The sequence below is a fragment of the Geminocystis sp. CENA526 genome (assembly GCF_050753365.1).
GTDB lineage: Bacteria > Cyanobacteriota > Cyanobacteriia > Cyanobacteriales > Cyanobacteriaceae > Geminocystis.
The window spans coordinates 76,101-102,008 of sequence record NZ_JBLZFY010000003.1 but is presented as its reverse complement, the minus strand read 5'-3'; the positions used below and the strand labels follow the sequence as shown (position 1 = coordinate 102,008).

The window sequence follows — 25,908 nt, the reverse complement described above, 5'->3', positions numbered from 1 at the left end:
AAAAACCATCCTTCATTACCGTCATGAATTTTTAACAAAAAACGATCGAACTATCTCCTTCTATCACTCGACCGATCGAACTTGTTTCTATATTATAGTTAGTAAAATGATTTTGGACTGCGGTGACATCATCTTCTGAGACAATCACCACAAAACCTACCCCCATATTAAAGGTATTTAACATCGCCTCTTGATTGACATTGCCCGTTTTGGCTAACCATTGGAAAATTGGCGGAATCTTCCAACTATCTAATTTTACCTCGATCGAGAGGTTTTTGGGTAAACAACGGGGTAAATTTTCGGGAATACCGCCCCCCGTAATATGTGCCATTGCCTTAATTCCTAAACCCGATTGCAACGCCGATAACACGGGTTTGACATAAAGACGAGTGGGAGTTAAACACACCTCCCCTAAAGTTTGCCCTGCCAATTCTTCGGGTTTATCATGCCAACTAAAACCATTACTTTCAATAATTTTTCTCACGAGGGAAAAGCCATTACTATGGATACCACTGCTAGAAAGTGCGATCGCCACATCTCCTTTTTCCACTTTACTACCATCGAGGATTTTACTTTTTTCCACAATCCCCACGCAAAAACCAGCTAAATCATATTCTCCTAACTGATAAAACCCCGGCATTTCGGCAGTTTCTCCTCCTAACAAAGCACAACCACTTTCTTTACATCCTGAAACGATACCATTAATAACTTCTGCTAATTGATTACTCTCTAATTTGCCTGTAGCTAAATAATCGAGGAAAAATAAAGGCTCGGCGCCACTGGTTAAAATATCATTCACGCACATCGCCACTAAATCAATGCCTACCGTGTCATGGCGATTTAACTCATGGGCAATCTTTAACTTTGTACCCACTCCATCCGTGCCAGAAACTAAAACAGGCTGTTGATAACCTTGAGGAATTTCAAAACAACCACCAAAGCCACCTAATCCGCCTAAAACGCCTTTTCTATAAGTACTTTCTACATTGTCGGTGATTTTTTTAACAAATTCTCTCCCCGCTTCAACATCAACTCCTGCCTGTTTATAATCCATATTTTAGTTACTCTTTTTGATAATTTTTTACTATCGATTTCATCTTATCTGATGAACTGATCAATTTTTCTTATCGGATTTTTGTCCTAAAAATTGATACTTTCATTACAGATCATATCACCTTTATCTAGTTTTTTCCTAGAGAAAAATTCTTAATTTCGTCCTATTTTGTCTTGGTTGAATTTTTCTTCGTTAATTGCTTTTTTCGTCAATCTTTGCCCTTATCAGTCTAGCATACAGTCAAAAATGGCTCGATCGTCAAAGACGGCGCTGCGCGATCGAACCTGAGTTATTTTCCAGAAATTCTTTTGTGGACGAAAATTTGTGTTATGGCAATTTCCACTAACAGCTATTTCTTTGATTTTACATTTGACTAATACAATTATTCTATCTATTGATTAGTTTTTCAAAACATAAATTATCATTTTACAAAACAATAAACTTATAATTATACCTTACTTTTCTTTAAATATCAACAAAAATAACTAGATTAAATATTACAACTGCCTATAAATAAGAAATCGTAATCCCATGATGAAAAATCCTATGTTAATTTAGTTTAAGCAAACAAGCAAAAATACTTACTTTTATTAAATTTACGAGGAGTAAAGACACCGAAACACCTAACATTAAAGGTTTTTTGTATTCAATTACTAGAAAAATTATGCGTAACAAAACTTGGAAAAAGGCTGTCATTTCGGCTTTAACAACTATTTTAGGATTAGGAGCAACTGGATTTTTATTCGCTCCTAATGTCAAAGCTGATTCTCACCAAAATCAAGATAAAACAGCATTATCATCAGTAAATAACGTCGTTGCCAGAAACTCGACTTTCAACATCCCAGAATTTCTCACCGTTAAACTCTACCCCCATCAACACAAAAATACTAACGCCGTCACTCTACATTTTCAAAATATCCCTCTACTAACGTTTTTAGATAGTCCCGAACACAGTGCGATCGAACAAGCCACAAAATTAGCACAACGCCTTGATCAACTATCTAGCGAAAATATTGATGCCAACGAAATTAACGTTGCTTGGGAATCTACGACTAAAGATTATTCCCTAAAGTTCCGACAAGAAGAATTAATCCGCATCAATAATAATGTCATCTTACCAGATGCTACTAGAAACAAAACCCATGATGCTTTACAAGCAACTAATCGTCTTCGTCGTCTGATGGGTAATGGTTTACCCTTAACAGAAGTTCAAGGAAAGCAAATTGTAAAAGCTGACAGTAAAATTGATGAGTTGGCAGGTGCTGGAGTCAAAAGTCTCCGTAGAGCCGCTCAAGGTATTGCTTCTTGGTATGGCCCCGGATTTCATGGACGCAGAACCGCCAGTGGCGAAAAATTTAACCAAAACGCCCTCACTGCCGCTCATCGTAGCCTCCCTTTTGGCACTAGAGTTAAAGTAACCAATGTCAGAAATGGTCGTTCTGTAATCGTTCGCATTAACGATCGAGGACCCCATGTCAGAGGACGCATTATTGACTTATCTGCTGGTGCAGCCCGTGCCATCGGTTTAAAGGGTAGTGGTGTTGGTACTGTTTCTATGCAGGTACTCAATTAATAGGTAATAGGTAATAAGTAATAAGTGATAAGTAATAGTCTTGATCAATTAATTCCGATCGAGATTACTACATTTTGTCCACCAAAACCGAAGCTAAAACAAAGTATCTTCCTTAAAGGATGTTTTTGAGATTTAGTGCAAAAATTTAGCTCAAATTCTGAAGGTGAAAGACTTGTATTAGGTAAGAGAATTTGTCTATCTAAGGATAATAAACTTAATGCGGTACTTATCGCCCCTGATGCACCTAAAGTATGTCCTGTTACTCCTTTAGTTGAGCTAACTTGGGGATAATGAGGGAATAGCTGATTGATAATTTTCGCCTCTCGTTGGTCATTTAATATAGTACCAGTGCCGTGGGCATGGATATAATCGATTTCGTGGCGTTGTATTTGAGAGCGTTGCAAACACTGTTCGATCGAACTTATGGCGGTATAACCTTCTTTTTCGGGGGCTGTCATAGCTTGAGCATCACAACTCATCCCCCATGCCAAGATTTCACCGTAAATTTTAGCTTGACGACTTTTCGCTAAGGCTTCGCTTTCTAATACTAACAATGCACCTCCTTCCCCCAAGACAAAACCATTTCTCGCTTTGCCAAAAGGATCACATCCCATATTGCTAAGGGCTTTCATTTGCGTAAATCCTGTCATAGTCAATGGAGTAACGGGGGTTTCGATCGCACCGACAATGACTCTTTCACAGCGTTGTTGTTTAATTAATTCGTATCCTTGAGCTATAGTGACTAATCCCGTTGCACAAGCATTAGTGGGAGAAAGTACGATCGAGCTACTCTGAATATAACGAGCAATAATTGAGGATGGTTGACAGGGTAAAGTATTCAACCAAGGAGGTGAAAAACGGGATTTAGGGCAAGAAAGGAAATTTTCCCAATGACTTTGACAACCACGACTCGAACCCACGACAATACCTGTATCTTTTAAGGGTAACTCAAGGTTCGATCGAATTAGCAAATCTTGAATCAATGTCGTAGTGACATCATCAATCAAAGAAGGATGAGAATTAATTAAAGCGAGGGGTAAAGGGGGAAAATAATCAAAAGGCTGATGAAACTTAATACCAGAAATACCATTTATCACCCCTTCCCAAGTAGCTTGGGTATCTCCTAAACAGGATAAAATACTAATTCCTGTAACGACAATTTTAACCATTAATTAACAATTTACTAGATACAGGCACATAGACATCGATCGAATTTAGAAATTATGAGAAATTTAAACTAAATTCCCCTTAATAAGCTGGGCGTTTTGATTCTCGAAATTGTATTTAACTCAAAACTATAATTGATAAGAAATATAGCCATTTTTTTGGGTTAGAAAATCTATTATAGCAATCCTAAATCATTTATGAGAAATAATAGCGTGATAAGAAACATCTCTTAAAACCAACAATTAGACTAAACACTTTGATTTATAAGTATTTTACCTGACACCTGATACCTGATACCTACCTTTATGATATTACAACTCAAATAGGATCGCTATATTATTAAAAACCATGCTTATTAAGGGAGAGAGTTGTCAAGAGAGTAAATCAAGGATTTTTTCTGTTTCAAAATTACTTACTAATTGCCTTAATTTTTCCGTAATTTGATAGTGATTTGATGGTATTTGATTAATTAAAAATAACATTTTTTTCTCCTCTAATCTTAATACTGCTTGTTTTAATTCCTGATGCCATTGAGGAGGCATAATTTCCAATGATTCTGATGTTAATATTTCTGGAGGATTAACTTTTTGATGATGATTAATGTCAGAAGTTTTTTCATAGATGAATTTTAAATCTAAGTGTTTTTCTAACATCTCAAAAATAGTGCTATCTAAAAAGGGTTTACGCACATAGTCATCACAACCTGCATCAAGGATAATTTGTTGCTGATTTCCTAATACACTAGCTGTTAAGGCGATAACGATGGTAGCATTTCCTTGTATGGTACTTTTAATATATTTGATCGTCTCATAACCATCCATAACGGGCATTCTCATATCTAACAATATCAGATCAGGTTGCCAATTTTGCCATATCTCGATCGCATCTTTCCCATTTTCCGCTTCTTGTAACTCAAAGTCAAAAGGTTGCAATAATTTGATTAAAAGTTGACGATTTTCCCATTTATCGTCCACCACTAGGATACGATATTGGTGTTGATTTGGTGCAAGGGCAATAACACGGGATTTATGAGGAATTTGGGTGATACTATGGGGGTTTACTTCTTTAACTTTAATATTAAATTTGAAGGTTGAGCCGATGCCTTCTTCACTGGTAAGGGTTATATTTCCTCCCATTAATTCAATAAATTGTTTGGTGATGCTTAAGCCTAAACCCGTGCCTTCTGGGGTATATTTTCCTGTTTCACTCTGTTGAAAGGCTTTAAAAATTCTCGTTTCATCTTCTTTGTTGATACCGATACCAGTGTCTGTGATTTCAAACCATAAATCGTATTCGGGGAAAATAAGGGGTTTTGCTTCTAGGTTAACAGTGACACTGCCAGTGACGGTAAATTTAATGGCGTTACTGAGAAGGTTGATTAAAATTTGTCTTAGTTTAAGGGTGTCGGTGTTGATATAACGGAGGGGTAAATGTTGATAATTAATGGTGAGACTAAGGTTTTTTTCTTGGGCTTTAATGGTAAATATTTGGTTAATTTGGCTCAATAAATGGAATAAATCGATATTTTCTGCGTTTAATTCTATTTTTCCTGCTTCTATCTTCGCTAAATCTAAGATATTGTTAATTAATCCTAAAAGATGTTTGCCACTATTGTTGATTATTTCCAGATTCTCTTTGGTATTTTCTAATGCGTCACGGGAATTGAGCATTAACTGAGAAAATCCTAACACAATATTGAGGGGCGATCGAAGTTCATGACTCATATTAGCAAGAAAACTGCTTTTTGCATGGTTTGCGACTTCTGCTTTTTCTTTAGCTTCAGCTAACTCAAGGGTGCGTTGCTCTACTTTTTGTTCAAGGGTGCGGTTATAATCTTCTAATAATTGTTTTGCTTGTTGGAGATTTTGCTCATTTTCTTCAATTTTTTGAACATAATCTTCTAATTGCCCACTCATAATATTAAAAGATTGAGACAGATTATTTAATTCTTTTATGGGATTATTTACAGATATTTTTTGCCAGTTACCCTGAGCAATATTTTGAGAAGCTAGATTTAATTTAGCAATAGATTTCGCCATTAAATTGGCAATTAATAAACTTAAAATAATGGTGATAACTATAGAGGTGATAGTTAAGAGAATTGTTTTTTTATAATTAGCTTGAATTTCTGCTAAAAAATCTGTTTCAGGAATATTGATAATTAATAACCAATCTAAGCCATATTCATCTTTTAAATTACTTACTAATAAAAAGTATTTTTCATTATTAATGGTTACTTTTTTAAGGATAGATTGATTAATTTTACCAAAACTTTGGTATCGATCGAGTAAATATACACCAATAGCTTTATTGATATTATTTTCATGATTAGTAATAGAAATTAATTTGACTTGATCATTTTCTAAAACTGATAAATTATCTTGGGTAGAAGTAGCGATTAAATCTCCTTTATTATTAATTATAAGAGCTTTTCCTGTTTTGCCGATGGTTAAAGAATCGAGATATTCACTAATATAATTTAAGTCTAGTTGAACGGATAAAACTCCTTTTATCTCAGGAGAATTATCAAGATAAATCGGTTGAGAAAAATTAATGACTAAGGTTTGTTGATTAGATAATCGAGGAAATACATTAGTCCATGTTTTACTTTTTTGTGTGATTGCAGTTTGATACCAAGGACGTTGATGAGCAGAAAAATTGGGATAACTAAAAACAGGATTAGTTTTGCTTTGATAGTTTTGAATTGAGGTATAACCTTGATAGTTTTTCCCATCACTAACGGCAATTCCTTCAACTTTTTCCTTAGTTTTTTGATGTAATGTATAACCACTAACAACAAAATAATTTTCTAAATTAACGACTTTAATCGCCGCAATAAATTTATCTTTATTAGTCTTATATTCTTGCCACAGAAATGGCAACCAGTTATCCATATTTTCTGTGTCTAAATCTAAAATATTTGCAGTGATTAAGTTTTGATTCGTCTGGTTTATTTGTTGTGGTAACTCCAAAAATGTTTTAACATTATCCAAGATTCGATCGCTACTTTGACTCATCAACTGATAGGCTAGATTATCGATGGCTTTTTGACTAAACCAGAGAGAGACACTACTGACAGAAGTAGCAGTAATAACTACTGGGAATAAAAAAGAAGCTGATAAAATCGTTTTTAAGGAAAAACCCATACATTAATAATTATTTAGACAAAACGATTCACAAAATTAAGCTATAAAAAATTAAGCTATAATCTTTATATTATATTTATGATTAGAAATCACCTTAGTCAAGAAAAGGCATAGAAAAAATGTAACATCAGATTACGAGTTTGCAGGTATATTTCATAACTTATTTAACAATACAAACAGGTTTATTTATCAATGATACAACAGGGCGAATTAGTTACGATCGAAATCGAAGACGTTAGTAGTGAAGGTAACGGCATTGGAAAAGTTAATCAACAAGTAGTTTTTGTGCCTAATACCGTGACGGGCGATCGAATTTCTAGTCGTATAATGAGAGTTAAAAAGAAATATGCAGAAGGAAAACTAGACAGACTAGAAGAAAAATCCCCTTATCGTATTCGTTCTCGTTGTATTGTGGCGGACAAATGTGGCGGTTGTCAATGGCAACATATCGACTATGAGTATCAACTCAAAGTTAAACAAAACCAAGTCAAAGAAACCTTAACTCGCATTGGCGGTTTTAGTGACTTCACCCTCGAAAAAATATTATCCGATGATGATTTAGGCTATCGTAACAAGGTTAACTATCCCTTGGGAGTATCAGAAACAGGCACAATAAAAGCAGGATACTATCAACAGGGTAGCCATCAGATTGTTAATATTAATCAGTGTCCCATACAAGACGATCGACTTAACCCTCTCCTTAAAGAAATTAAACAGGATTTACAACAACTACAAATTCCGATTTACGATGAAAAGACGAGAAAAGGTGCATTGCGTCATCTTTGTTTTCGTATCGGCAAAAACACGGGAGAAATTTTGTTAACCCTCGTTAGCGCTCAAGTTAGTAATAATGTCATCGAAAAACAAGCCCAAATATGGTTACAACGTTATCCTGATTTAGTGGGAGTCTGTTTAAATCATAACCCTCAATCCACTAACGTTATTTTTGGTAAAGAAACAGATTTACTCGCAGGAAGGCTTTATATTAACGAAATTTTTGCTGGTTTAACCTTTCATTTGCGCCCCGAAACCTTCTTTCAAGTTAACACCACTGTTGCCGAAGCCTTATTTAATCAAGTCTTAACTCAACTCAATTTACAAGGCAACGAAATCGTTTTTGATCTTTACTGCGGAATTGGTACATTTACATTACCCATTGCTCAAAAGGTAAAGCAGGTTATCGGTATTGAATCCTATAACATTTCGATCGAACAGGCAAACCGTAACGCCCAAGTCAACGAAATAAACAATGTCAAATTTATTTTAGGAGACACAGAAACAATCCTTCCCGAAATAGACGAAATACCAGATATTGTTATTCTTGATCCTCCCCGTAAAGGTTGTCAACCCCAAGTCATCGAAACATTATTAGCCATCAAACCGAAGAAAATTGCCTATATCAGTTGTCATCCCGCCACCCTAGCAAGAGATTTAAAAATGTTATGTGAAAACGGAGATTATCAACTAACCTTTGTACAACCTGCGGATTTTTTCCCTCAAACACCCCATGTAGAAACCGCCGTCATTTTAATTCGGGAAAATTAGTAAACTTTCAGAAGTTTATGGCAATAAGGGAATAATTTTAAATACTGTAAAATAATTAGTTAAAAAACATAAAATTATGGTTCAAAAATTAATTAACATATCAGCTAATCAAGACATAAACTTAAAGAATTTAGCTAGTAATTTAGGTTTATCAGAAGATGAATTAATTGCCAATATTTTAAGTAAATTTTTACAAGAAAATATAGTTTTAAATGATCCCTTAGAAGATTTCTTAGCAGAAGCTGAGATTATTTCTCAAATTCATAAGTTACCCAAAGATTATAATTTTAATCGTCAAGAAATTTATGACTCAAATTAATCAATATCGTTATCTATTAGATACTAATATTCTCATTTATCCTTATGAACAAAAAACTAATAATGAGAAAAAAAAGAAGGCTTCTCAATTACTTCGTTTGTTAAAATCTCAAAATAATACTGCTTTACTTCTCTTATTATGATGCTCAAATTTGGGCAGTGGCGAAATTGTATCAGATTCCTATTATTTTAAGTGAAGATTTTAATACAGGCTCTACCATTGATGGTATTTATTTTTTGAATCCTTTTACCGAAGATTTTAACTTAGAATCTCTTGCTTAATACTTAACTCTTTCCTTTTCCCTCTTCCCTACCTTTATCAATATCTTTTATTTCCTTGTCGAGTATAAGAAAAAGATTTTTCAAAGAAAAGTGAACAACTTTGCCAATATTTGTTACAATTTGTTAAAAGGCATCAATTTACTCTCAGAGATGTGTTTACATTTCTAGCAAAATTACCTTAGTCGATGCCTATGATCTCTATGGTGAAATTGAGATAAATCAGTAAACCTTGTAAGTAATTTGTTTGTTAGGATATTCTCAAATATGAGCAGTTTCCTTAATAAATCGTTGTATCTAACTCTTGTGCTGATTCCTATTAGTAAAGGAAGATGATTTCCTGAAACCTTCTTAGTAAGGAAATGGAACATCTGAAGATCAAACAAAATTGCTTGAGCAAAAATTAACCCCGTTTACTAATACTTATCTCATCAGGAAGAGTATCCTTAGAAGTATGAACCGAAAAAGTAAGGACTAATGCCATAATTCTTTCAATTATGTATCTTTTAGTCAATTGTCTATCATTAATATCACTCCTTACCCTTACCAGTTTTGCTTCTCGTGATTGTTTTCCCCTTCATCTGTCGAGACATTTTTAGTTAAACAATTCATATTTAATCAATACAGATGACAACTTCTTTCGCAAGTTTAGGACTTTCAGAATCCCTCCTTAACCAATTAGAAAATATTGGTTTTACTACCCCGACAAAAATACAAACTTTAGCTATTCCTGAATTGATTTTAGGGCGTGATGTAGTGGGACAATCCCAAACTGGTACGGGTAAAACTGCCGCCTATTCTTTGCCTATCCTCGATCGAATCGATCGAACTTCTAAAGACGTTCAAGCCCTTATTTTAACCCCCACCAGAGAATTAGCCCAACAGGTGGCAGAATCCCTCAAGGATTTAATTGGGCGCGATCGAATCTATGTCTTAACCGTTTATGGTGGACAATCGATCGAACGTCAAATCCGCTTTTTAGAAAAAGGCGCACAAATCGTGGTGGGTACTCCCGGACGTATTATCGACTTATTGCACCGCAGAAACTTAAAACTAGATACCTTAAAGTATGTAGTGCTAGATGAAGCGGATGAAATGTTAAGCATGGGTTTCATTGACGATGTTAAAGAAATTTTATCCACTACTCCAGAAGGTCGTCAAACTACCTGTTTTTCTGCCACCATGCCTCGTGAAATTAAGCAATTAGTTAACGAGTTTATGAAAGAACCCGTTACCATTACGGGAGAAAAACCTCAAGACACTCCTTCCCGCATTGATCAAGTGGTTTATATGGTGCCTCGTGGTTGGTCAAAAGTCAAAGCGATTCAACCGATTTTAGAAATCGAAGATCCCCAAACCGCTATTATTTTCGTGCGTACCAAACGTACCGCTTCGGAAGTAACGGCAAAATTACAGGAAGCGGGGCAAAGTGTGGACGAGTATCATGGTGACTTGAGCCAACAACAACGGGAACGTTTAATTCAGCGTTGGCGCGAAGGCAAAATCAAAATTGTGGTAGCTACGGACATCGCCGCTCGTGGTTTAGATGTGTCGGACTTAACCCACGTTTTCAACTTCGATTTACCTGATAACAGTGAGACTTATATTCACCGTATCGGACGTACGGGTAGAGCTGGAAAAGAAGGTAAAGCCATTGCTTTAGTTGAACCTAGCGATCGTCGTTTATTACGTCAAATTGAGCGCCGTGTTAATCAAACTATCCGAGTTGAGCAAATTCCCAATCGATCGACTGTGGAAGCCAAACGCATGGAAAAACTCACAGAACAAATCAAGGAATCCCTTGCTGGTGAAAGGTTAGCCTCTTTCTTACCCTTAATCAAAGAGTTACATGGAGAGTATGAACCTAGTGCCATTGCGGCGGCGACATTACAAATTTTATACGATGCCAACTGCCCTGCATGGTTACAACAAGAGTGGGAAGTTCCCCCTCCTGCTACTCCTAAACCTAATTTAGCAGGTAAAGGCGGTTCTTCTGGTCGTAAATACGGCAGTCGTGGTAGTGGTAGTTTTGAACGTAAACAAGGCTACGGCGGAAGTGGAAGCGGTAAACCCAAACGTAATTTCGATCGACCCGTTAAGGTACGATAGGGATTGAGGAAACTAAGTAGATAGGCAAAATTAATTGTATGTTTACTTTGTGAAAGGCAAAAGGCAAAAGGCAACAAAGATTATAGGTTATTTTGCCCATTGCCCTACCCCCTCCTCAGACTTTTTGAGCAAACCCTACTTATATTCTCAAGATGAGTTTTCTCCAATCCCACATTTGACAGGTTTTCTTCAATGAATAATTTAACGGTTAAAATAAATAAAATATTGTTAATAAGTAATGGTCATGGAGAGGACTTAAATGGTAGTTTAATTGGTGAGGCTTTAAAGTCGATCGAACCTAATTTAACCGTAGATGCTTTTCCTATTGTGGGGGAGGGTAAATCCTATAAAAATAAACAAATATCTATAGTTTCCCCCCTTAAATCCATGCCTTCTGGTGGCATATTTTATCTCAATATTATTAACTTAATTAAAGACTTATTTTCAGGTTTAATTGGTTTAACTATTAAGCAAATAATCACCATAAATAAAATTAAAAATAACTACGATATAGCGGTAGCTGTTGGGGATATTGTTCCTCTTTTTTTTGCTTATTTAACAGGTAAAAAATACTATAGTTTTATCGTTTCTACTTCTAGTTATTATGAAGGAAAATTAAAGTTACCTTTCTTAACAAAATTACTAATTCGATCGAACCGTTGTCAAATAGTTTTCACTAGAGATCAATATACTGCGGATGACTTGCAAAATCAAGGATTGATGAAAGCAAAATTTGTCGGTTATCCCATCATGGATACCTTAAAAACCACAGGCAAAAATTTGCACTTATCCCCAGAAAAGCCCATGATTGCCTTATTGCCCGGTAGTCGTTTACCCGAAGCCTTGAGAAATTTGCAGTTATTATTACAAGTCTGTGAAACTTTAGTCAACATTTCCTCTGAAAATTGGCAATTTCGAGGTGCTTTAGTACCAAGCATTACAGAAGAAGATTTGAACAATATTGAAGGTTGGCAATATCACGAGGGAGTTTTAAGCAAACAAATTAACGATAATAAAGTGTCGGTGATGGTTTTCCATGATGCTTTTGCCGATATTTTATTACAATGTAATATATCGTTGGGAATGGCAGGAACTGCGGTAGAACAGGCAGTAGGCTTAGGCAAACCAGTAATACAAGTTTCAGGAAAAGGTCCTCAATTTACTTATCGCTTTGCTGAAGCACAAATGAGGTTATTAGGGAGTAGTACCATTACGATCGAGGACTCTCAAGATAATCAGATAATATGTGAGAAAACAGCCCATAAAATTATCGAAGTTTTAGGGAATAAAGAATTTTTAGCCCAATGTGTTATCAATGGCAAAGAAAGGGTTGGAAGTATGGGGGGATCATTAAATATCTCCAAAACAATACTAAGCTACAACGCATCCAAGTTAACTGATTAACACAGAAGATGTAACTTTACCTATAAACTTGCCACGATTAGAATTTAATTCTGATTTCAGAAATCAAAACCATTCATTAGTCTAGTCATTAGTCATTTTTCCCAAGGCTTGTTGTTGCATTTTTTTGAAAATATTAATAAAACCATTAGCACGAGAAGGGGTTAAACTGACTTGTAATCCTGTTTCTTCAATAAAATCTGGAGTTAAATTCACCACTTCTACAGGGGGTAATCCATTTAAACCTTCAATGAGAAATGCTACTAATCCCTTGACTAATTGTGCATCGGAGTCCCCCTGATAAAATATTTGATTATCTTCTAATGTTGAGGTGATATAAACTTGCGAAACGCACCCTAAAACTTTATTCTCTTCGGTTTTGGCTTCTTCAGGCATAGGTGCTAATTTTTTTGCATACCATAATAACTGTTCGTATTTTTGTTTCGGATTATCACGACGTTTGAATTTTTCGACTATTTTATCTAGGTTTTGAGGTCTGGAATTAGATACCATAAAATTAATAATAATGATCAGAACATTTTTTACTCTTTATCGTCTATTTTAATTAATAACTACACTAAAGTTGATTAATCATGTTTAATTTTTTTCTGTCGTTTACATCACTATGGTTTTTGGGTATAATCTCGATCGTACTGATACCCTTAAATTCTAAAGCTCAAATCCCCAATAATCAGGAAATTAGAGGCACGACAGGAGGAAATAATAATAGTGGCGATTGTGGTTATATTGCTAATGCACCTAATCATATTATTACTTTAAATCAACAGGTATATTCTTTAAATATAGTCGTGGAAGCAAATCAAGGAAAACCCAGTCTTTTAGTACTAGGACCTGGACAGAATGATCGATTTTGTATTCTTGGAGACTCCACTCCGAGTAAATATCCTAAAATGGGAGGAGTGTGGGCACCGGGTAAGTATTTTATTTATGTAGGAGATACTCAAGGAAGTCAAAACCCTTTTACTCTCAGAATCACAAGCAAATAAGCATTCAAAGTCTTGTCATGAAGGTAAGCAAGAATCTTTTGATGAAATAGAAAGAGAAAAACTAGGAAAAATAGTTTAAAAAAACTCAAATCAAAAATGATTTAATCCTAGTAATAATCTCTTATTTTCAGATAACAACTGCAAGAGTAAGTTATCTATTTTTTTGTTAAATAGGTTTATTAAGCCTCGTTTTTTCCAGTTTGAATATATAAAATCAAGAGAAAAACCGTAGGCACAAGCACAAATAAAAGGGTGGCAACAAAGCCTAAATCATTAACTTGCATTTTTTATTATTCTCAGAACTCAACTGACGATAACTAGAATATCATAATTTCGTATTTTAACTTTAATAATAGAAACTTTTGACTAATATAAATAATTGTAAACTTTTCTTGACTTTTTTTTCGAGATCAATATTTTTTCTCCATTAGACCTTTTCCATTCTTCATTCTTCATTCTTCATTTTCAACGTATTGTTACAACTCTTAATAAAATAGCTTCCTGAGATGGTGTAGAGTTTGCTAAACTTATATCTAACTTGAATTTTTCCCTTGCATTGCAATAAATATAGTTTTTTAAAAATATTATGGTAACAACAGTAAAAAAACCCGAATACGAAGAAATACGTCCGGGTGTGAAAGTACCCGCTAAAGAAACAATCCTTACACCTCGTTTCTATACAACGGATTTTGACGCTATGGCAAAAATGGATATTAGCGTTAACGAGGAAGAATTACAGGCAATTTTAGCTGAGTTTAAAGAAGACTATAATCGTCATCATTTTGTCCGTAATGCAGATTTTGACCAATCATGGGATCATATTGATGGTGAAACTCGTAAATTATTTGTAGAATTTCTTGAACGCTCTTGTACGGCTGAATTTTCTGGATTTCTATTATATAAAGAGTTGGGCAGACGTTTAAAAGATAAAAGTCCTGTATTAGCAGAGTGTTTTAACCTCATGTCTCGTGATGAAGCCCGTCACGCTGGTTTCTTGAATAAAGCAATGTCTGACTTTAACTTATCCTTAGATTTAGGGTTTTTAACCAAGAGTCGTGATTATACTTTCTTCCAGCCTAAATTTATTTTCTACGCTACCTATTTATCTGAAAAAATTGGTTATTGGCGCTATATCACCATTTATCGCCATTTAGAGCAAAATCCCGAAAACCGCATTTATCCTATCTTCAAGTTTTTTGAAAATTGGTGTCAAGATGAAAACCGTCACGGTGATTTCTTCGATGCTATTCTCAAAGCAAAACCTGAATATTTAAACGATTGGAAAGCGAAACTATGGTGTCGTTTCTTCCTTTTATCGGTATTTGCGACTATGTATCTCAATGATTTACAGCGTTCTGATTTTTACGCTTCCATCGGTTTAGATGCTAGAAGTTACGACAAACACGTCATTGAGAAAACTAATTACACTGCTGGACGAGTTTTTCCTGTCATTATTGATGTTAATAATCCAGCTTTTTACGACAGTTTAGAAATTTGTGTTAGTAATTGTGAGAAGTTACGAGCTATTGATGCTAGTAATTCGATCGCGCCTGTCAAATTCCTTCGTAAACTGCCTTTATTCTTATCTAACGCTAGTCAGTTTATCCGTTTATACTTTATTAAACCGATCGAAGCGGAATCTTTACAAGGCAACGTCCTTTAATATCTAGGTTATAGGGTGTTAGGTTTTAGGTGTGGGTTTTCTCAAATCCGTTATGAGTTATTTATTACCTATTACCTACTCCCTATCCCTCTCTTGTCTAATCATAGACTAATATTTCTTTATGTATAATCTAATCATATCAAGAAAATAGTTTTCTATGGTGAATGGCTTAAACGTCCAATGTTTCATTGTTGATAATTTCTTGGACACATAATTTTAAATCGTCTAGTTTTGTGTGAATGACATTCCAAACAATATTGATGTTAATAGAAAAATAAGCATGGACAATAAAATCTCTTAATCCTGCTATTTTTTGCCACTCGATATATGAATATTTGATTCTTATTTCTGGAGGAATTTTCTTTGTTGCTTCTCCTATAATCATTAAATTATATACGACAGATTCAAGGGTTTTTTCGTCTTCTAATAATTCTTCATAAGTTAAATTAAATATATATTTTTCTATCTTATTAATGCTGGTGATAATGTCTGTTAAGTAAATGGTTAAGCTACGAGACATAGAAAACGTCCTTCATTACTTCTTCTCTAATTACGGGTTTTAAATCTTGTTTTATCACTAAGTCGATCGATTTGTTAAATAATTTTTCTAAATAAAATTTTAAGTCCATATAATTATCAAATGTAGGGCTTGTATTAAACTCTACTAAAAAATCTAAATCGCTGTTTTCGGTGGCTTCATTTCTAGCGGTTGAACCAAATAAAGCAAGGGTTTTTATCTGATATTTATCAAAAAATTTTTCTTGATTTTTTATTATTTTTAAGACTTTCTCTTTATCTAGTATTTGAGATTTATTTTCTAAGGTAGTTATCATGGTTAATTTATAAAAAAAAGTTTAAAGAAAATCGTGATGATGATTGAACCATTAATTTTATTTTGGTTAATAACACTATGGTTAACAAATTCATCTCTATTATTACAAGGATTCAACAATTTACTATCCATAGTGCATCGATCGATCAAAACTATATTTTCCTACGGGATAATTTCTTTAATTTATAAATAGTTGATTCGGAGTTTGACAAAAGAGGCTAATTATCTTGTTCTCATGGTAGCAAGTCGAGCATTTTGATAATAATGTCCTAGAATTTGACGGTAATCAACGCCATTTTGGGCTAAATAAAATGTACCCCACTGGCTTAATCCGATACCATGCCCAAATCCTCTCCCTGATACTTGAATGGTATTGCCTGATGTGGATACTCTAAATAAAGTACTGCGCAAATCTAAAGCACTTCTTAACTCAGTTCCTGCCACATTTCTTGTACTTCGATCGCCAACTACTTGCATAGTAACAACTCTACCTTGAGGAGTGGTTTTTTGAGGTACGAAAGCACGAATATTTCCTACCCCTCCTGCGACACGACTCATGGCGGAAGGAGAAATCGTTTTATTCCATTGAAAAACAGGGGCGGTTTGATCATAATCAACAACACCTCTTAGATAGGGTAGAGGAGAAGTCCAAATATCTTCGACATTCTCTGTATGTCCTCCCGATGAAGAATGAAAAACCGCTAAAATTGGTTGATTGTTATAAGTCATTATTTGCCCATTCGTGGCTTTGACGGCTTGATGAGTCGTGGTATATTCACTATTTAATCCTTTATACACCTGTGTGGCGGTAGTAGTGTCGAGATCAAAAACGCTATTTCTACTGGTATTACGTTTATATAAAGCATAGGTTCGAGCGGCAACGGCTTGGGCTTTTAAGGCTTCTTGAGGCCAACTGGGAATTGCTTCTGCTCCCACTACACTGTATAAATAATCTTCTATATCAACATAATTAACGGCAGTCATTGCATTACCCTGACGAGTTAATAATACCCTGCCACGATACCATCGATCGCCAATCCATGTGAGTCCATCGCCACTAGGCTCTAACCATATATTTGTAGAATTCCACTGAGCAAGATTAATATTGCCCCCATTAACTCTAGCCACAAAAGAGTTCATTCCATCCACTTGTCCGAGAACACGTCCTGCTCCATCTTTAATTACTGCGGGGGTAGAACTTCCTATTTGTAAGTTATTGACACTTTTTCTGATGGCTACTCTTAATTCGAGGGATGCTTGAGCTGAAGTCGTGAAAATTAGCCAGAATAGACTCAATAAACCGAATTTTGTTGTTATTTTTAAGAAAAATTTGCTCCACATAGTTAGTTCAATATAATATATTTTCGTTTATCAGTATCAAAACTTACCATTAAATAGAACATTGATAAATTGTTTAAAGTTCCCATACCATGATGTTTTATTATTGGAACAGGGTAAGTTCTAAAGTATTTTAGATTTTCCACTATCAGGATATTATATTTTGTCGATCGAATTAAATTATTTCTATCGATCGAGGATAATTTGTTAATGGCAAAAATATCATGATTTTGTTTTTGATGTCAAAATGCTTGAATTATTTTAATAAGATTGTTATGATAGTAAATCATACTTATTAAGCGGACGTGGCGGAATTGGTAGACGCGCTAGATTTAGGTTCTAGTATCTTTGATGTGGGAGTTCGAGTCTCCCCGTCCGCATTCTCTCTATCCCTTACTAATCTTGCTGATTTTTTATATACTTCGTCATCATTCCGTTTTCCAATCAAGATAACTTCTACTAATTCTTCTAATTTTTTAACAGAATTAGACATTATTGACATTACTCGATCGAACCTCCTCTTTGTCATTGCGAGATATGAAGCAATTTCGATGGAATTTGCACAATTCATTTTATATTATACAATTACAGACTCTACTTATAAGGGTGATTTTGTCGGTTTACCTATTTCTCTAGGATATTTTTTTGCGGTTAGTTTGACTTTTTCGATATAAATACAGTGTCGAATATGATTTTGTAGGGGAGTATTTTGATTAGTTATTTTCATTAATTTGCCTCCTAATTTATGGCTTACCTCCTCAATTTTTAGCTTTTCTTCTTCCGTTATATTTCCACGATATAAAATGGCTATTCCTCCTATTTTTAATAATGGTAAACTATATTCTAAACAGACAGAAATTTCAGCTACAGCTCTAATTACGGCAAAATCATAATGTTTTCGATGGTTTTGATCTTGTCCTATGGCTTCGGCTCGATCGACTAAGGTGTTAATATTGGTTAAATTTAATTTTTTAGCGACTTCTTTAATAAAGTTAATTTTTTTGGCAACGGAATCCATTAAGGTTAATTCAGCGTCAGGAAATACGATCGAAATAGGGATACCGGGAAATCCTCCTCCAGTGCCAATATCAATAATTTTTTTGTGGTTAAAATCATATTCTAAAACAGGAGCTAAAGAATCCCATAAATTTTTTTCCCAAAATTCTTCAGGGGTTGTAATTCTAGTTAAATTAAGGTGTTGATTAATAGCTAATATTTCGTCATAAATTCCTTGCCATAACTGTAAATTTTCAGCAGAAGGTATCCAATTTGTGGTGCTTTTCCACAAGTCTTCATAGGTTGGTAAAAGATTATTTTCTGTCATAAATTATTAGTTTGAAATTGAGCATTTTTACTTAGTTTTAATTGTCCAATGACGGGGAGAAGATTGATACACTTCAACATTTTGCCAACCAATTTGAATAATAATATCTTGAATTTCTGCAAGAGTAAGCGCTGCGTGTAAAGAGTCTTTAAATAATTGTTTTTGACGAGGATTATAGTCTAAATCCGCTTGTTTAACGATTTCTTCTACATCATTTTCTGAGGATGGACGCAATAAATCCCTAATTAAAATACTACCATTAGGCTTGACGACTCGATCGATCTCCCGAAATAAATCCATGGGATTAGGAATATGATGCACCAAACTATTAGACATTACCAGATCAAAAATATTATCACCATAAGACATTTTTTTGCCGTCAAGGAGAGATAGTGTAATTTGTGAGGACTTTTGAGCTTTTTCAATGTTTGTTTGTGCTAACTTGAGCATAGACTCAGCTAAATCAACCGCTATAATGTGCCATTTTGGTTGTAAATCCGCTAAGATAATGGGTATTCTCGCTGTGCCAGTGCCAATATCTAAAACTTTTGCTGTTTCAGAAGCTAATGTACTTGCTAACAAGGCAAAATCGGTGTTAACTTCTGTAAAGTCCATTTGATCATATTCAAGGGCTTCTATATCATTATCCATCACTTCAGGCTCTAAAATTCGATCACAATAACTATAAGTTTTATTTTCCATAATTATTTTTTTCATCTAATATGATTCATTTTTGCTAAATTCTATTATGATTTTACCAGTGGTAAAAAAAGTTTTTATATAAATGAGTAATTGGAAAAAAGGATTAAAGTTAAATAATGGTCAATATGTTATTGAGTCTATTTTATTAAGAAGTGGCACTGGATTTTATTATCGAGCTAAAGATACCACTAATTCTCAATTAGTGACAATCAAGGCTATTGATATATTTTGGGCTTCTCGTGAAGATAAGACAGATTTTGAACAAAAGTTGATTAAACAAGCTCAAATGGTGGCTTCTAAATGTTCTAATCCTTATATTGTTAAGTTATACCCTCAAGTTTTTTTGGAAGATAATCGTGCTTATATGGTGATGGATTATCTCGATGGTGTGGATTTAGCTACCTATCTCGATCGAAATGGCAAGTTTTCCCCTGATTCTGCGTTAAAATTAGTTACCAAAATTGCTACGGCATTAAATGTTATTCACCAAAATAAATGTATTCATCAGGATATAAAACCCCAAAATATCATCTTTGATGAAGTCACAGAAGACCCAATTTTAACGGATTATGGACTAGCGGTGAAATTATTTGCCTTAGCCCCCAGAAAACCCCAAAATATGGACTGTTTTAGTCCTCCAGAATCTTCTAATAACAATAACATTAAACCTGCTACCGATATTTATTCTTTAACAGCAATATTATATGTTCTAGTAACAGGACAATTACCGACTCCTGCGAATTTCCGTACTTATAAAGACTTAATCCCACCACAACAGTTTACTCCAGAATTGAGCGATCGATTTAATCAAGGTATCATTAAGGGCATGGAATTAGACATCGAAAAACGCCCTCAAAATTTAAGAGATTGGTTTCAATTATTCAAAGAAAGTACTAATAATAACCCACCAAATACAGTACAAAAAACTCCTATTTCTACAGCAGAAAGTAGGCAAAAAATTCTCGATGCAGTGGTAGATAATGATGAAACTATTGTCCAAAAAGTATCCCCCATCAATGCACCACCTACCATTATTAAACCTAAAACTAATTATCCTAATATAGAAACTTTTGAATTTGAGACGATTTCGATCGAAACTGAGAAGAAATTATTTGGTTTAATGTCCAGTGTTAAGAAAAATCCTATCACCAAGAGCGGACAATTTTTCGTGGAATACTTAGGAGAAGGAGTAAACCTTGACATGGTATTTATTCCTGCTGGATCATTTATGATGGGATCAAACAACAATGAAGATGGTAGAGATAAAGACGAAAGCCCTTTACATTTAGTTAATCTCAACTCTTTTTATATCAGTAAATATCCCATTACTCAACTACAATGGCGCACAGTATCATCATTCCCTAAAGCCACAAGACCTGTCAAGACCAATCCTTCCGCTTTTAAAGGGGATAATTTACCCGTAGAAAAAGTATCATGGTTAGACGCTCAAGAATTTTGTAAACGTTTGAGTAAATATACTAACCGCACCTATCGACTTCCTACAGAATCAGAATGGGAATACGCTTGTCGAGGTAACACTAAAAGCGCTTTTTTCTTCGGAGATTCGATCGTGCCAGACATTGCCAATTATGATAGTAGAAATGATCATAAAAAGGGAAAATATGACAAAAAAACCTCCCCCGTAGATAGTTTTTACCCCAATCCCTTTGGCTTATACGATGTTCATGGTAACGTATGGGAATGGTGCGAAGATCATTATGCTAATAATTATATCCATAAACCTAAAGATGGAAGCGCTTATCATGCCCCGATGAGTAACCAACCCAGAGTAGTCAGAGGGGGATCATGGTCACTATCTTCGCAGTATTGTCGTAGTGCTAAAAGGAGTAGTTATGCTGCCGATTCTAACTATAACTTTGTTGGTTTTAGGGTAGTCTGCGTTATTGATAATGATTAGACTTTCCAGAAACAATTTTTAATTGGCTTGTAGAGGGATAATAATAATATATTATGCCCGTACAGGGCTTGTGCCTCTTATCTTCATCATTTTATAGTTCACTCAGGTGTAAACTTAGATGCGTTCTAGCTTAATAGGTAATAGGTGATATAATTTGTCTTTGATTTTACCATTGTACAAAAATATTCAAACATGAGTGTTGAACTCCGAAGTTACGTTTATTTAGACAGATTACAGCCTCAACACGCTTCCTATATTGGCACTGTTGCTTTAGGGTTTTTGCCCTTACCCGGGGATGCTTCTTTGTGGATTGAAATTTCTCCGGGTATCGAAATTAATCGCATTACCGATATAGCTTTAAAATCTGCCGTAGTTCGACCGGGGGTTCAATTTGTGGAAAGACTCTATGGATTGTTAGAGATTCATTCTAGTAACCAAGGGGAGACGAAAACCGCAGGAAAGGCTATTTTAGATGCTTTGGGAGTGAGTGAAAAGGATTGTTTGAAGCCTGAAGTAGTATCAAGCCAAATTATTCGTAATATTGATCCCTATCAAGCGCAAATTATTAACCGTAATCGGCGAGGGCAAATGTTGTTAGCAGGGCAAACTCTCTATGTTTTGGAGGTAAAACCTGCGGCTTATGCGGCTTTGGCAGCAAATGAAGCGGAAAAGGCAGCTTTAATTAATATTTTATCTGTTCAAGCGGTGGGAAGTTTTGGCAGACTATATTTAGGAGGGGCAGAAAGGGATATTAAGGCAGGGGCGGCGGCTGCTTTAGGTGCGATCGAAAATATTGGTGGTAGGATTATTAAAGATGATGTGAAAGAGTGATAAAGAGAGGCAAAAGGCAAAAGGTAAATAAAATAGGTAAGTCTGATAGGTATTTTAGAGAGATAAATTAATGAATAATCAAGAATATTGGCAAAATTTAATCAAAAATGTCGAAAAATGGAATCAATGGCGTATCTATAATGATGATGTTTCGATCGATCTATCGGGTATGAGTTTTAGTAGTTATAATCTGGAAGGAGTAAATTTCAGTAATTGTAACTTAACCGATACTAATTTTATAGGTGCTAACCTACGATTTGCAGATTTAAGCCATGCCGATTTAACGAGGGCTAATTTCATCGGTGTTAATTTAAGACTCGCTAATTTAAGAAACGCAACATTAATTAACACTTTGTTACATCGATCGAATTTAAGTGAAGCCAATTTGAATAATATTACTATGGTAGAATGTGATATTAGTAACGCTATTCTCTATGAAACAGAATTAGGAGAAGCCCTCATTTTTAAAAGTAATTTTAGCAATGCTCACCTAATTAATACTCATTTAATCAAAGCTAATTTAGTCCTAAATAATTTTGAGAATGCTATCATAAAAAATGCCGATTTTAGATGGTCAAAAAATGTCAAAAATAATCGATAATAATATTACTTAAAAATATGACTTTAGACTTATTACCTCCTTCCATCACAGGAGAATATTTAGCCCTTCAAAATATTAATTTATATGCCAAGCCAGACAGTGAAGAATTAGCAACCCAAATGGCAAAGGGAAGACAATTGAAAGTGATTTCTAACTCTACTGTAGAAGGTTCGATCGAAATTTGTTTATGTGAAGATAGTTATACAGCATGGCTTTCCCTTAAAGATTTACCATTACTAAAACCTGCCGAAAAAAAATATATTGCTCAACCTATATCAAGAGAAAAAATAGAAGCATTAATACCTCAAATTATCGAATTTACCTATCAAGCCATGAATACCCCTAACTATTATCTTTGGGGAGGCACAGTTGCTCCAAATTATGACTGTTCGGGATTGATACAATCAGCATTTGCTAGTGTCGGTATTTGGCTTCCTAGAGACTCTTATCAACAAGAAAATTTTGTTACTAAAATCGATCGAGAAACATTAAAAACAGGAGATTTAATCTTTTTTGGCACGAATAGAGTTACCCATGTTGCTTTATACTTAGGGGATAATAAATATATCCATAGTTCGGGCAAAGAAATAGGGAACAATGGTATTAAAATTAATGTCTTAAGGGATGACGAAGATCAAGTTAGTCGCAACTATTATCAACAATACTGGAGTTGTGGTAGAGTAACCGAGTCTTTTGTTAAGCAATTATAATGAAATTCTTAAGTTTTGTCATAAAAGTTAATATTTCTCTAATTTGTATTAGAATAGATAAAACCTTAGATTGTTAAGAAATGTTAATCCCGATTCTGATTTTCGATGTAGCACTTGTGGCTTGGTCATTACATTTAATGCAACAGGCTTTTGATCATCGTGAATTTTCTTTAATGTTAGCTGGTACATTAGTCGCTTTGTGTGCGGCTGCGATGATGGTAGTATATTTTTTAATTAATAACTGTTTGTCTCATTTTGCCCATAGTAGTTACTGATAATAAAAGGGGGGGAAAAGGAAAGAGGAAAGAGGGAAGAGTTATTTTTGAGAATTATCAAAAATGAGTTTGTGCTTATTTAACTGCAATACATTCAATTTCTACCAATACATCTTTCGGTAAACGAGCCACTTCGACACAGGCACGCGCTGGAGGGTTTTCAGTGAAATATTGAGCATAAACTTCATTCATCGGCACAAAATCCGCTAAATCCTTTAAAAATACCCCTGTTTTTACTACATTTGACCAATTAACTCCCGCTTCTGTCAAAATTGCTTCTATATTCTTCATTACTTGAGTGGTTTGAGCGGTAATATCTCCCTCTCCTATAATCTCCCCTGTTTCGGGATTTAAGGGAATTTGCCCTGCTATAAAGATTAATTCTCCCTGAGTTGCGATCGCCTGACTATATGGTCCTACAGGTGAAGGTGCGTTTTTAGTGTAAATTACTTTTTTGCTCATTTTGATATTAAATATAAAATAAATTAAATCAGTGAAATATTATTACATATTAGTTTATTAGGATTTTAACCTTTTTTCATTAAATATCTTTTAACTCTCTACCAAAGGGAAAAAGTGCCATCGGAATTAGCTTAAAATGTTGTCTAGCAAAAGGTAAACCGATAATAGTAATAGCTAAAATTGCTCCATGAAATAGGTGAGATAAGGCAATTTCCCAACCAAAAAAGATTACCCAAATGACGTTAAAAATCATCACAATCAAACTTGATGAATCTTCACTAACCACATTTATCTTGCCAAAAGGTGTCATGGTGGCTACTCCTATTTTAATGGTTTGAATGCCAAAGGGAATCCCCACGATTGTTAAACAGAGAGTTAAGCCTCCTAAAATGTATCCTAAACCGCTAATGAAACCTCCGAAAATTAACCAAATAATATTACCTAGTAAAGTCATAATCTTAATATTTGAATAGTAAGTCAACAAATCTCATCCTCCTATCCTTCTATCCTCCTATCCCCCTTGTCCACCTGTACTATTTTTCTTCTGACAACAAATTAGTTTCTTTAGGTTCAAATTTTAAGGCTACAGAGTTCATACAATAGCGTTTACCTGTGGGTTCGGGGCCATCATCAAAAACATGACCGAGATGAGCGTCACAAGCATTACATAAAACTTCGGTTCTTTTCATAAAAAAACTGAAATCGGTTTTATAGGCAACGCTATCTTCTCTTACGGGTTGCCAAAAACTAGGCCATCCTGTGCCTGAATTATATTTTGTGTCAGAAACAAACAATTCGTTACCACAGCATACACATTTATAGATACCTTTACCTTTATAATCGTGATATTCACCGGTAAAAGCTCTTTCTGTACCGTGTTTACGGGTTACTTGGAACTGTTCGGGGGTAAGGATTTCTTTCCATTCCGTCTCGGTTTTTTTGATTTTTTCTACCATGTTGGATTAACTCAAATAATTAAGATTTGTAAATAATTTCTTCTTTATTCTAACGTGATTGTAAATAAAGTTCATCAAAATACACTAAATGTTACGGTTTATAGATACAGGCAAGATGCCTGTTTTACGGCTTTTTTTTCCATAGTGCTAAACCGCCTCCCCTACCCCTAGCACCTATGAATTTATCTGTTACTAAAAAATAGCTAAAAAATGCCTGTTTACTAATATTTGTTTGATAAAAATTTGCTTCACTTTTTCTTCCATTTCTAATATTTGTTTGATAAATTTTTGTGCCTAAAATCTCCATAATTAGATAAGTAAAATCAAAAGCTATGATATTTTTTTTCTCTATAAATTTACAAGGTCCATCGATCGAAAACTTGACTAAACCAAATTTTACAGTATTTTCTACCCGCCCTTGATTGATATTTTCATTACTAAAATAAGAAATAATCACTTGAGTTAAAGAAGGAAGGTAAAAACCTGAACCGATAATATTTCCTAATTTTTTTTGACTGTTTTTTGTACCAGTAATAAAATGCAGTTGCCAATCACCCATAAATTGTTCAAAATCATATTGTGGTTTATGGTGATGACTATATTTTTCGGCGGATAGTAATGCTGATACCACTTCTTGAGGTTTCGATTTTTTGGTTTCGATCGAATCATTTAAAATAGAGAGAAAATCTGTCATAAA

Annotated in this window: 29 protein-coding genes and 1 tRNA gene; 16 read left to right on the top strand and 14 right to left on the bottom strand. The window is 34.5% G+C overall.

What is annotated here, in order from left to right; genetic code table 11:
- Positions 1–31 precede the first annotated feature (31 nt).
- The gene (gene purM, locus ACN4EE_RS02075; RefSeq protein WP_431704737.1) at positions 32–1,054 is read right to left on the bottom strand and encodes a phosphoribosylformylglycinamidine cyclo-ligase; all 1,023 of its coding nucleotides are present in this window, start codon (positions 1,052–1,054) and stop codon (positions 32–34) included.
- Positions 1,055–1,250: 196 nt separating this feature from the next.
- Here purM and ACN4EE_RS02070 point away from each other — a divergent pair, with 196 nt between their 5' ends.
- Both ACN4EE_RS02070 and ACN4EE_RS02065 read left to right on the top strand, forming a co-directional pair.
- On the top strand, positions 1,251–1,400 hold the full coding sequence (locus tag ACN4EE_RS02070) for a hypothetical protein (RefSeq protein WP_431704736.1): 150 nt from the start codon (positions 1,251–1,253) through the stop codon (positions 1,398–1,400).
- A gap of 318 nt (positions 1,401–1,718) precedes the next feature.
- Positions 1,719–2,627: a septal ring lytic transglycosylase RlpA family protein gene (locus tag ACN4EE_RS02065; RefSeq protein ID WP_431704735.1), complete on the top strand. Its 909-nt coding sequence runs from the start codon at positions 1,719–1,721 to the stop codon at positions 2,625–2,627.
- A 44-nt stretch (positions 2,628–2,671) separates the two neighbouring features.
- Here ACN4EE_RS02065 and ACN4EE_RS02060 read toward each other — a convergent pair whose 3' ends face one another.
- Together ACN4EE_RS02060 and ACN4EE_RS02055 are read right to left on the bottom strand one after the other, a co-directional pair.
- Positions 2,672–3,796 carry a beta-ketoacyl-ACP synthase gene (locus ACN4EE_RS02060; RefSeq protein WP_431704734.1) on the bottom strand — a complete coding sequence of 375 codons (1,125 nt, stop codon included), beginning with the start codon at positions 3,794–3,796 and terminating at the stop codon, positions 2,672–2,674.
- Between the two features lie 369 nt (positions 3,797–4,165).
- Positions 4,166–6,940, bottom strand: a complete 2,775-nt coding sequence (locus ACN4EE_RS02055) for an ATP-binding protein (RefSeq protein ID WP_431704733.1) — start codon at positions 6,938–6,940, stop codon at positions 4,166–4,168.
- A 195-nt stretch (positions 6,941–7,135) separates the two neighbouring features.
- Here ACN4EE_RS02055 and rlmD point away from each other — a divergent pair, with 195 nt between their 5' ends.
- From rlmD to ACN4EE_RS02025, 6 genes are all read left to right on the top strand, one after another.
- The gene (gene rlmD, locus ACN4EE_RS02050; protein ID WP_431704743.1) at positions 7,136–8,485 is read left to right on the top strand and encodes a 23S rRNA (uracil(1939)-C(5))-methyltransferase RlmD; all 1,350 of its coding nucleotides are present in this window, start codon (positions 7,136–7,138) and stop codon (positions 8,483–8,485) included.
- 76 nt (positions 8,486–8,561) lie between these two features.
- Positions 8,562–8,804, top strand: coding sequence for a hypothetical protein (locus ACN4EE_RS02045; RefSeq protein ID WP_431704732.1), 243 nt, complete (start codon positions 8,562–8,564; stop codon positions 8,802–8,804).
- Positions 8,791–8,946, top strand: coding sequence for a hypothetical protein (locus tag ACN4EE_RS02040; RefSeq protein WP_431704731.1), 156 nt, complete (start codon positions 8,791–8,793; stop codon positions 8,944–8,946). The genes ACN4EE_RS02045 and ACN4EE_RS02040 overlap by 14 nt, the downstream gene beginning before the upstream one ends.
- A 16-nt stretch (positions 8,947–8,962) precedes the next feature.
- Positions 8,963–9,085, top strand: coding sequence for a hypothetical protein (locus ACN4EE_RS02035; RefSeq protein WP_431704730.1), 123 nt, complete (start codon positions 8,963–8,965; stop codon positions 9,083–9,085).
- 624 nt (positions 9,086–9,709) lie between these two features.
- Positions 9,710–11,191 carry a DEAD/DEAH box helicase gene (locus tag ACN4EE_RS02030; protein ID WP_431704729.1) on the top strand — a complete coding sequence of 494 codons (1,482 nt, stop codon included), beginning with the start codon at positions 9,710–9,712 and terminating at the stop codon, positions 11,189–11,191.
- Positions 11,192–11,383: 192 nt separating this feature from the next.
- Entirely contained in the window at positions 11,384–12,595 is a 1,212-nt protein-coding gene (locus ACN4EE_RS02025; RefSeq protein ID WP_431704728.1) for a lipid-A-disaccharide synthase-related protein, read from the top strand.
- Positions 12,596–12,676: 81 nt separating this feature from the next.
- On the opposite strand, the gene ACN4EE_RS02020 is transcribed toward ACN4EE_RS02025, so the two are convergent.
- Positions 12,677–13,105 carry a SufE family protein gene (locus ACN4EE_RS02020; RefSeq protein ID WP_431704727.1) on the bottom strand — a complete coding sequence of 143 codons (429 nt, stop codon included), beginning with the start codon at positions 13,103–13,105 and terminating at the stop codon, positions 12,677–12,679.
- An 80-nt stretch (positions 13,106–13,185) separates the two neighbouring features.
- Here ACN4EE_RS02020 and ACN4EE_RS02015 point away from each other — a divergent pair, with 80 nt between their 5' ends.
- A complete protein-coding gene (locus tag ACN4EE_RS02015; RefSeq protein WP_431704726.1) occupies positions 13,186–13,599 on the top strand; it encodes a hypothetical protein in 414 nt (137 codons plus the stop codon).
- A gap of 179 nt (positions 13,600–13,778) precedes the next feature.
- Here the strand turns inward: ACN4EE_RS02015 and psbM are convergent, their stop codons facing one another.
- A complete protein-coding gene (gene psbM / locus ACN4EE_RS02010) occupies positions 13,779–13,883 on the bottom strand; it encodes a photosystem II reaction center protein PsbM (protein ID WP_015221999.1) in 105 nt (34 codons plus the stop codon).
- Positions 13,884–14,185: 302 nt separating this feature from the next.
- On the opposite strand from psbM, the gene acsF reads away from it, so the two are divergent.
- Positions 14,186–15,262: a magnesium-protoporphyrin IX monomethyl ester (oxidative) cyclase gene (gene acsF / locus ACN4EE_RS02005; RefSeq protein WP_431704725.1), complete on the top strand. Its 1,077-nt coding sequence runs from the start codon at positions 14,186–14,188 to the stop codon at positions 15,260–15,262.
- 169 nt (positions 15,263–15,431) lie between these two features.
- Here acsF and ACN4EE_RS02000 read toward each other — a convergent pair whose 3' ends face one another.
- The 3 genes from ACN4EE_RS02000 to ACN4EE_RS01990 form a co-directional block, all read right to left on the bottom strand.
- Positions 15,432–15,782, bottom strand: a complete 351-nt coding sequence (locus ACN4EE_RS02000; protein ID WP_431704724.1) for a HepT-like ribonuclease domain-containing protein — start codon at positions 15,780–15,782, stop codon at positions 15,432–15,434.
- Positions 15,772–16,095, bottom strand: a complete 324-nt coding sequence (locus ACN4EE_RS01995; protein ID WP_431704723.1) for a nucleotidyltransferase family protein — start codon at positions 16,093–16,095, stop codon at positions 15,772–15,774. The genes ACN4EE_RS02000 and ACN4EE_RS01995 overlap by 11 nt, the downstream gene beginning before the upstream one ends.
- A 221-nt stretch (positions 16,096–16,316) precedes the next feature.
- Positions 16,317–17,435, bottom strand: coding sequence for a SpoIID/LytB domain-containing protein (locus ACN4EE_RS01990; protein ID WP_431704722.1), 1,119 nt, complete (start codon positions 17,433–17,435; stop codon positions 16,317–16,319).
- 296 nt (positions 17,436–17,731) lie between these two features.
- On the opposite strand from ACN4EE_RS01990, the gene ACN4EE_RS01985 reads away from it, so the two are divergent.
- Positions 17,732–17,812 (top strand) — tRNA-Leu (locus tag ACN4EE_RS01985).
- A gap of 218 nt (positions 17,813–18,030) precedes the next feature.
- Here the strand turns inward: ACN4EE_RS01985 and rsmG are convergent.
- Complete coding sequence (rsmG, locus tag ACN4EE_RS01980) at positions 18,031–18,756, bottom strand: 16S rRNA (guanine(527)-N(7))-methyltransferase RsmG (RefSeq protein WP_431704721.1); 726 nt, start codon at positions 18,754–18,756, stop codon at positions 18,031–18,033.
- Positions 18,757–18,783: 27 nt separating this feature from the next.
- Positions 18,784–19,458: a class I SAM-dependent methyltransferase gene (locus tag ACN4EE_RS01975; protein WP_431704720.1), complete on the bottom strand. Its 675-nt coding sequence runs from the start codon at positions 19,456–19,458 to the stop codon at positions 18,784–18,786.
- Positions 19,459–19,540: 82 nt separating this feature from the next.
- Between ACN4EE_RS01975 and ACN4EE_RS01970 the strand changes: the two genes are divergently transcribed.
- From ACN4EE_RS01970 to ACN4EE_RS01950, 5 genes are all read left to right on the top strand, one after another.
- A complete protein-coding gene (locus ACN4EE_RS01970; protein ID WP_431704719.1) occupies positions 19,541–21,376 on the top strand; it encodes a bifunctional serine/threonine-protein kinase/formylglycine-generating enzyme family protein in 1,836 nt (611 codons plus the stop codon).
- A gap of 192 nt (positions 21,377–21,568) precedes the next feature.
- Positions 21,569–22,207, top strand: coding sequence for a hypothetical protein (locus ACN4EE_RS01965; RefSeq protein ID WP_431704718.1), 639 nt, complete (start codon positions 21,569–21,571; stop codon positions 22,205–22,207).
- Positions 22,208–22,277: 70 nt separating this feature from the next.
- Positions 22,278–22,808 (top strand): pentapeptide repeat-containing protein, encoded by a 531-nt coding sequence (locus ACN4EE_RS01960; protein WP_431704717.1) that lies wholly within the window; start codon positions 22,278–22,280, stop codon positions 22,806–22,808.
- Between the two features lie 17 nt (positions 22,809–22,825).
- Positions 22,826–23,518, top strand: a complete 693-nt coding sequence (locus tag ACN4EE_RS01955) for a C40 family peptidase (RefSeq protein WP_431704716.1) — start codon at positions 22,826–22,828, stop codon at positions 23,516–23,518.
- A gap of 80 nt (positions 23,519–23,598) precedes the next feature.
- Entirely contained in the window at positions 23,599–23,793 is a 195-nt protein-coding gene (locus ACN4EE_RS01950) for a hypothetical protein (RefSeq protein ID WP_431704715.1), read from the top strand.
- 75 nt (positions 23,794–23,868) lie between these two features.
- Here ACN4EE_RS01950 and ACN4EE_RS01945 read toward each other — a convergent pair whose 3' ends face one another.
- The 4 genes from ACN4EE_RS01945 to ACN4EE_RS01930 all read right to left on the bottom strand — a co-directional run bounded on the left by ACN4EE_RS01945 (position 23,869) and on the right by ACN4EE_RS01930 (position 25,905).
- Positions 23,869–24,255, bottom strand: coding sequence for a RidA family protein (locus ACN4EE_RS01945; RefSeq protein WP_431704714.1), 387 nt, complete (start codon positions 24,253–24,255; stop codon positions 23,869–23,871).
- A 79-nt stretch (positions 24,256–24,334) separates the two neighbouring features.
- Positions 24,335–24,709, bottom strand: a complete 375-nt coding sequence (locus tag ACN4EE_RS01940; RefSeq protein WP_431704713.1) for a YccF domain-containing protein — start codon at positions 24,707–24,709, stop codon at positions 24,335–24,337.
- A 79-nt stretch (positions 24,710–24,788) separates the two neighbouring features.
- On the bottom strand, positions 24,789–25,211 hold the full coding sequence (msrB, locus tag ACN4EE_RS01935) for a peptide-methionine (R)-S-oxide reductase MsrB (RefSeq protein WP_431704712.1): 423 nt from the start codon (positions 25,209–25,211) through the stop codon (positions 24,789–24,791).
- 124 nt (positions 25,212–25,335) lie between these two features.
- Positions 25,336–25,905, bottom strand: coding sequence for a hypothetical protein (locus ACN4EE_RS01930; RefSeq protein ID WP_431704711.1), 570 nt, complete (start codon positions 25,903–25,905; stop codon positions 25,336–25,338).
- Positions 25,906–25,908: the final 3 nt, after the last annotated feature.

Bases quoted from the DNA above. Each gene is read 5' to 3' on its own strand.
- purM (WP_431704737.1), bottom strand. From the start codon at position 1,054: ATGGATTATAAACAGGCAGGAGTTGATGTTGAAGCGGGGAGAGAATTT.
- psbM (WP_015221999.1), bottom strand. From the start codon at position 13,883: ATGCAAGTTAATGATTTAGGCTTTGTTGCCACCCTTTTATTTGTGCTT.
- ACN4EE_RS02000 (WP_431704724.1), bottom strand. From the start codon at position 15,782: ATGTCTCGTAGCTTAACCATTTACTTAACAGACATTATCACCAGCATT.
- ACN4EE_RS01995 (WP_431704723.1), bottom strand. From the start codon at position 16,095: ATGATAACTACCTTAGAAAATAAATCTCAAATACTAGATAAAGAGAAA.
- ACN4EE_RS02015 (WP_431704726.1), top strand. From the start codon at position 13,186: ATGTTTAATTTTTTTCTGTCGTTTACATCACTATGGTTTTTGGGTATA.
- ACN4EE_RS01965 (WP_431704718.1), top strand. From the start codon at position 21,569: ATGAGTGTTGAACTCCGAAGTTACGTTTATTTAGACAGATTACAGCCT.
- ACN4EE_RS01970 (WP_431704719.1), top strand. From the start codon at position 19,541: ATGAGTAATTGGAAAAAAGGATTAAAGTTAAATAATGGTCAATATGTT.
- msrB (WP_431704712.1), bottom strand. From the start codon at position 25,211: ATGGTAGAAAAAATCAAAAAAACCGAGACGGAATGGAAAGAAATCCTT.
- ACN4EE_RS01960 (WP_431704717.1), top strand. From the start codon at position 22,278: ATGAATAATCAAGAATATTGGCAAAATTTAATCAAAAATGTCGAAAAA.
- ACN4EE_RS01950 (WP_431704715.1), top strand. From the start codon at position 23,599: ATGTTAATCCCGATTCTGATTTTCGATGTAGCACTTGTGGCTTGGTCA.
- ACN4EE_RS01940 (WP_431704713.1), bottom strand. From the start codon at position 24,709: ATGACTTTACTAGGTAATATTATTTGGTTAATTTTCGGAGGTTTCATT.
- ACN4EE_RS02055 (WP_431704733.1), bottom strand. From the start codon at position 6,940: ATGGGTTTTTCCTTAAAAACGATTTTATCAGCTTCTTTTTTATTCCCA.
- ACN4EE_RS01930 (WP_431704711.1), bottom strand. From the start codon at position 25,905: ATGACAGATTTTCTCTCTATTTTAAATGATTCGATCGAAACCAAAAAA.
- ACN4EE_RS01945 (WP_431704714.1), bottom strand. From the start codon at position 24,255: ATGAGCAAAAAAGTAATTTACACTAAAAACGCACCTTCACCTGTAGGA.
- ACN4EE_RS02060 (WP_431704734.1), bottom strand. From the start codon at position 3,796: ATGGTTAAAATTGTCGTTACAGGAATTAGTATTTTATCCTGTTTAGGA.
- rsmG (WP_431704721.1), bottom strand. From the start codon at position 18,756: ATGACAGAAAATAATCTTTTACCAACCTATGAAGACTTGTGGAAAAGC.
- ACN4EE_RS02045 (WP_431704732.1), top strand. From the start codon at position 8,562: ATGGTTCAAAAATTAATTAACATATCAGCTAATCAAGACATAAACTTA.
- ACN4EE_RS02020 (WP_431704727.1), bottom strand. From the start codon at position 13,105: ATGGTATCTAATTCCAGACCTCAAAACCTAGATAAAATAGTCGAAAAA.
- ACN4EE_RS02065 (WP_431704735.1), top strand. From the start codon at position 1,719: ATGCGTAACAAAACTTGGAAAAAGGCTGTCATTTCGGCTTTAACAACT.
- ACN4EE_RS01975 (WP_431704720.1), bottom strand. From the start codon at position 19,458: ATGGAAAATAAAACTTATAGTTATTGTGATCGAATTTTAGAGCCTGAA.
- acsF (WP_431704725.1), top strand. From the start codon at position 14,186: ATGGTAACAACAGTAAAAAAACCCGAATACGAAGAAATACGTCCGGGT.
- ACN4EE_RS02025 (WP_431704728.1), top strand. From the start codon at position 11,384: ATGAATAATTTAACGGTTAAAATAAATAAAATATTGTTAATAAGTAAT.
- ACN4EE_RS01955 (WP_431704716.1), top strand. From the start codon at position 22,826: ATGACTTTAGACTTATTACCTCCTTCCATCACAGGAGAATATTTAGCC.
- ACN4EE_RS01990 (WP_431704722.1), bottom strand. From the start codon at position 17,435: ATGTGGAGCAAATTTTTCTTAAAAATAACAACAAAATTCGGTTTATTG.
- ACN4EE_RS02030 (WP_431704729.1), top strand. From the start codon at position 9,710: ATGACAACTTCTTTCGCAAGTTTAGGACTTTCAGAATCCCTCCTTAAC.
- ACN4EE_RS02040 (WP_431704731.1), top strand. From the start codon at position 8,791: ATGACTCAAATTAATCAATATCGTTATCTATTAGATACTAATATTCTC.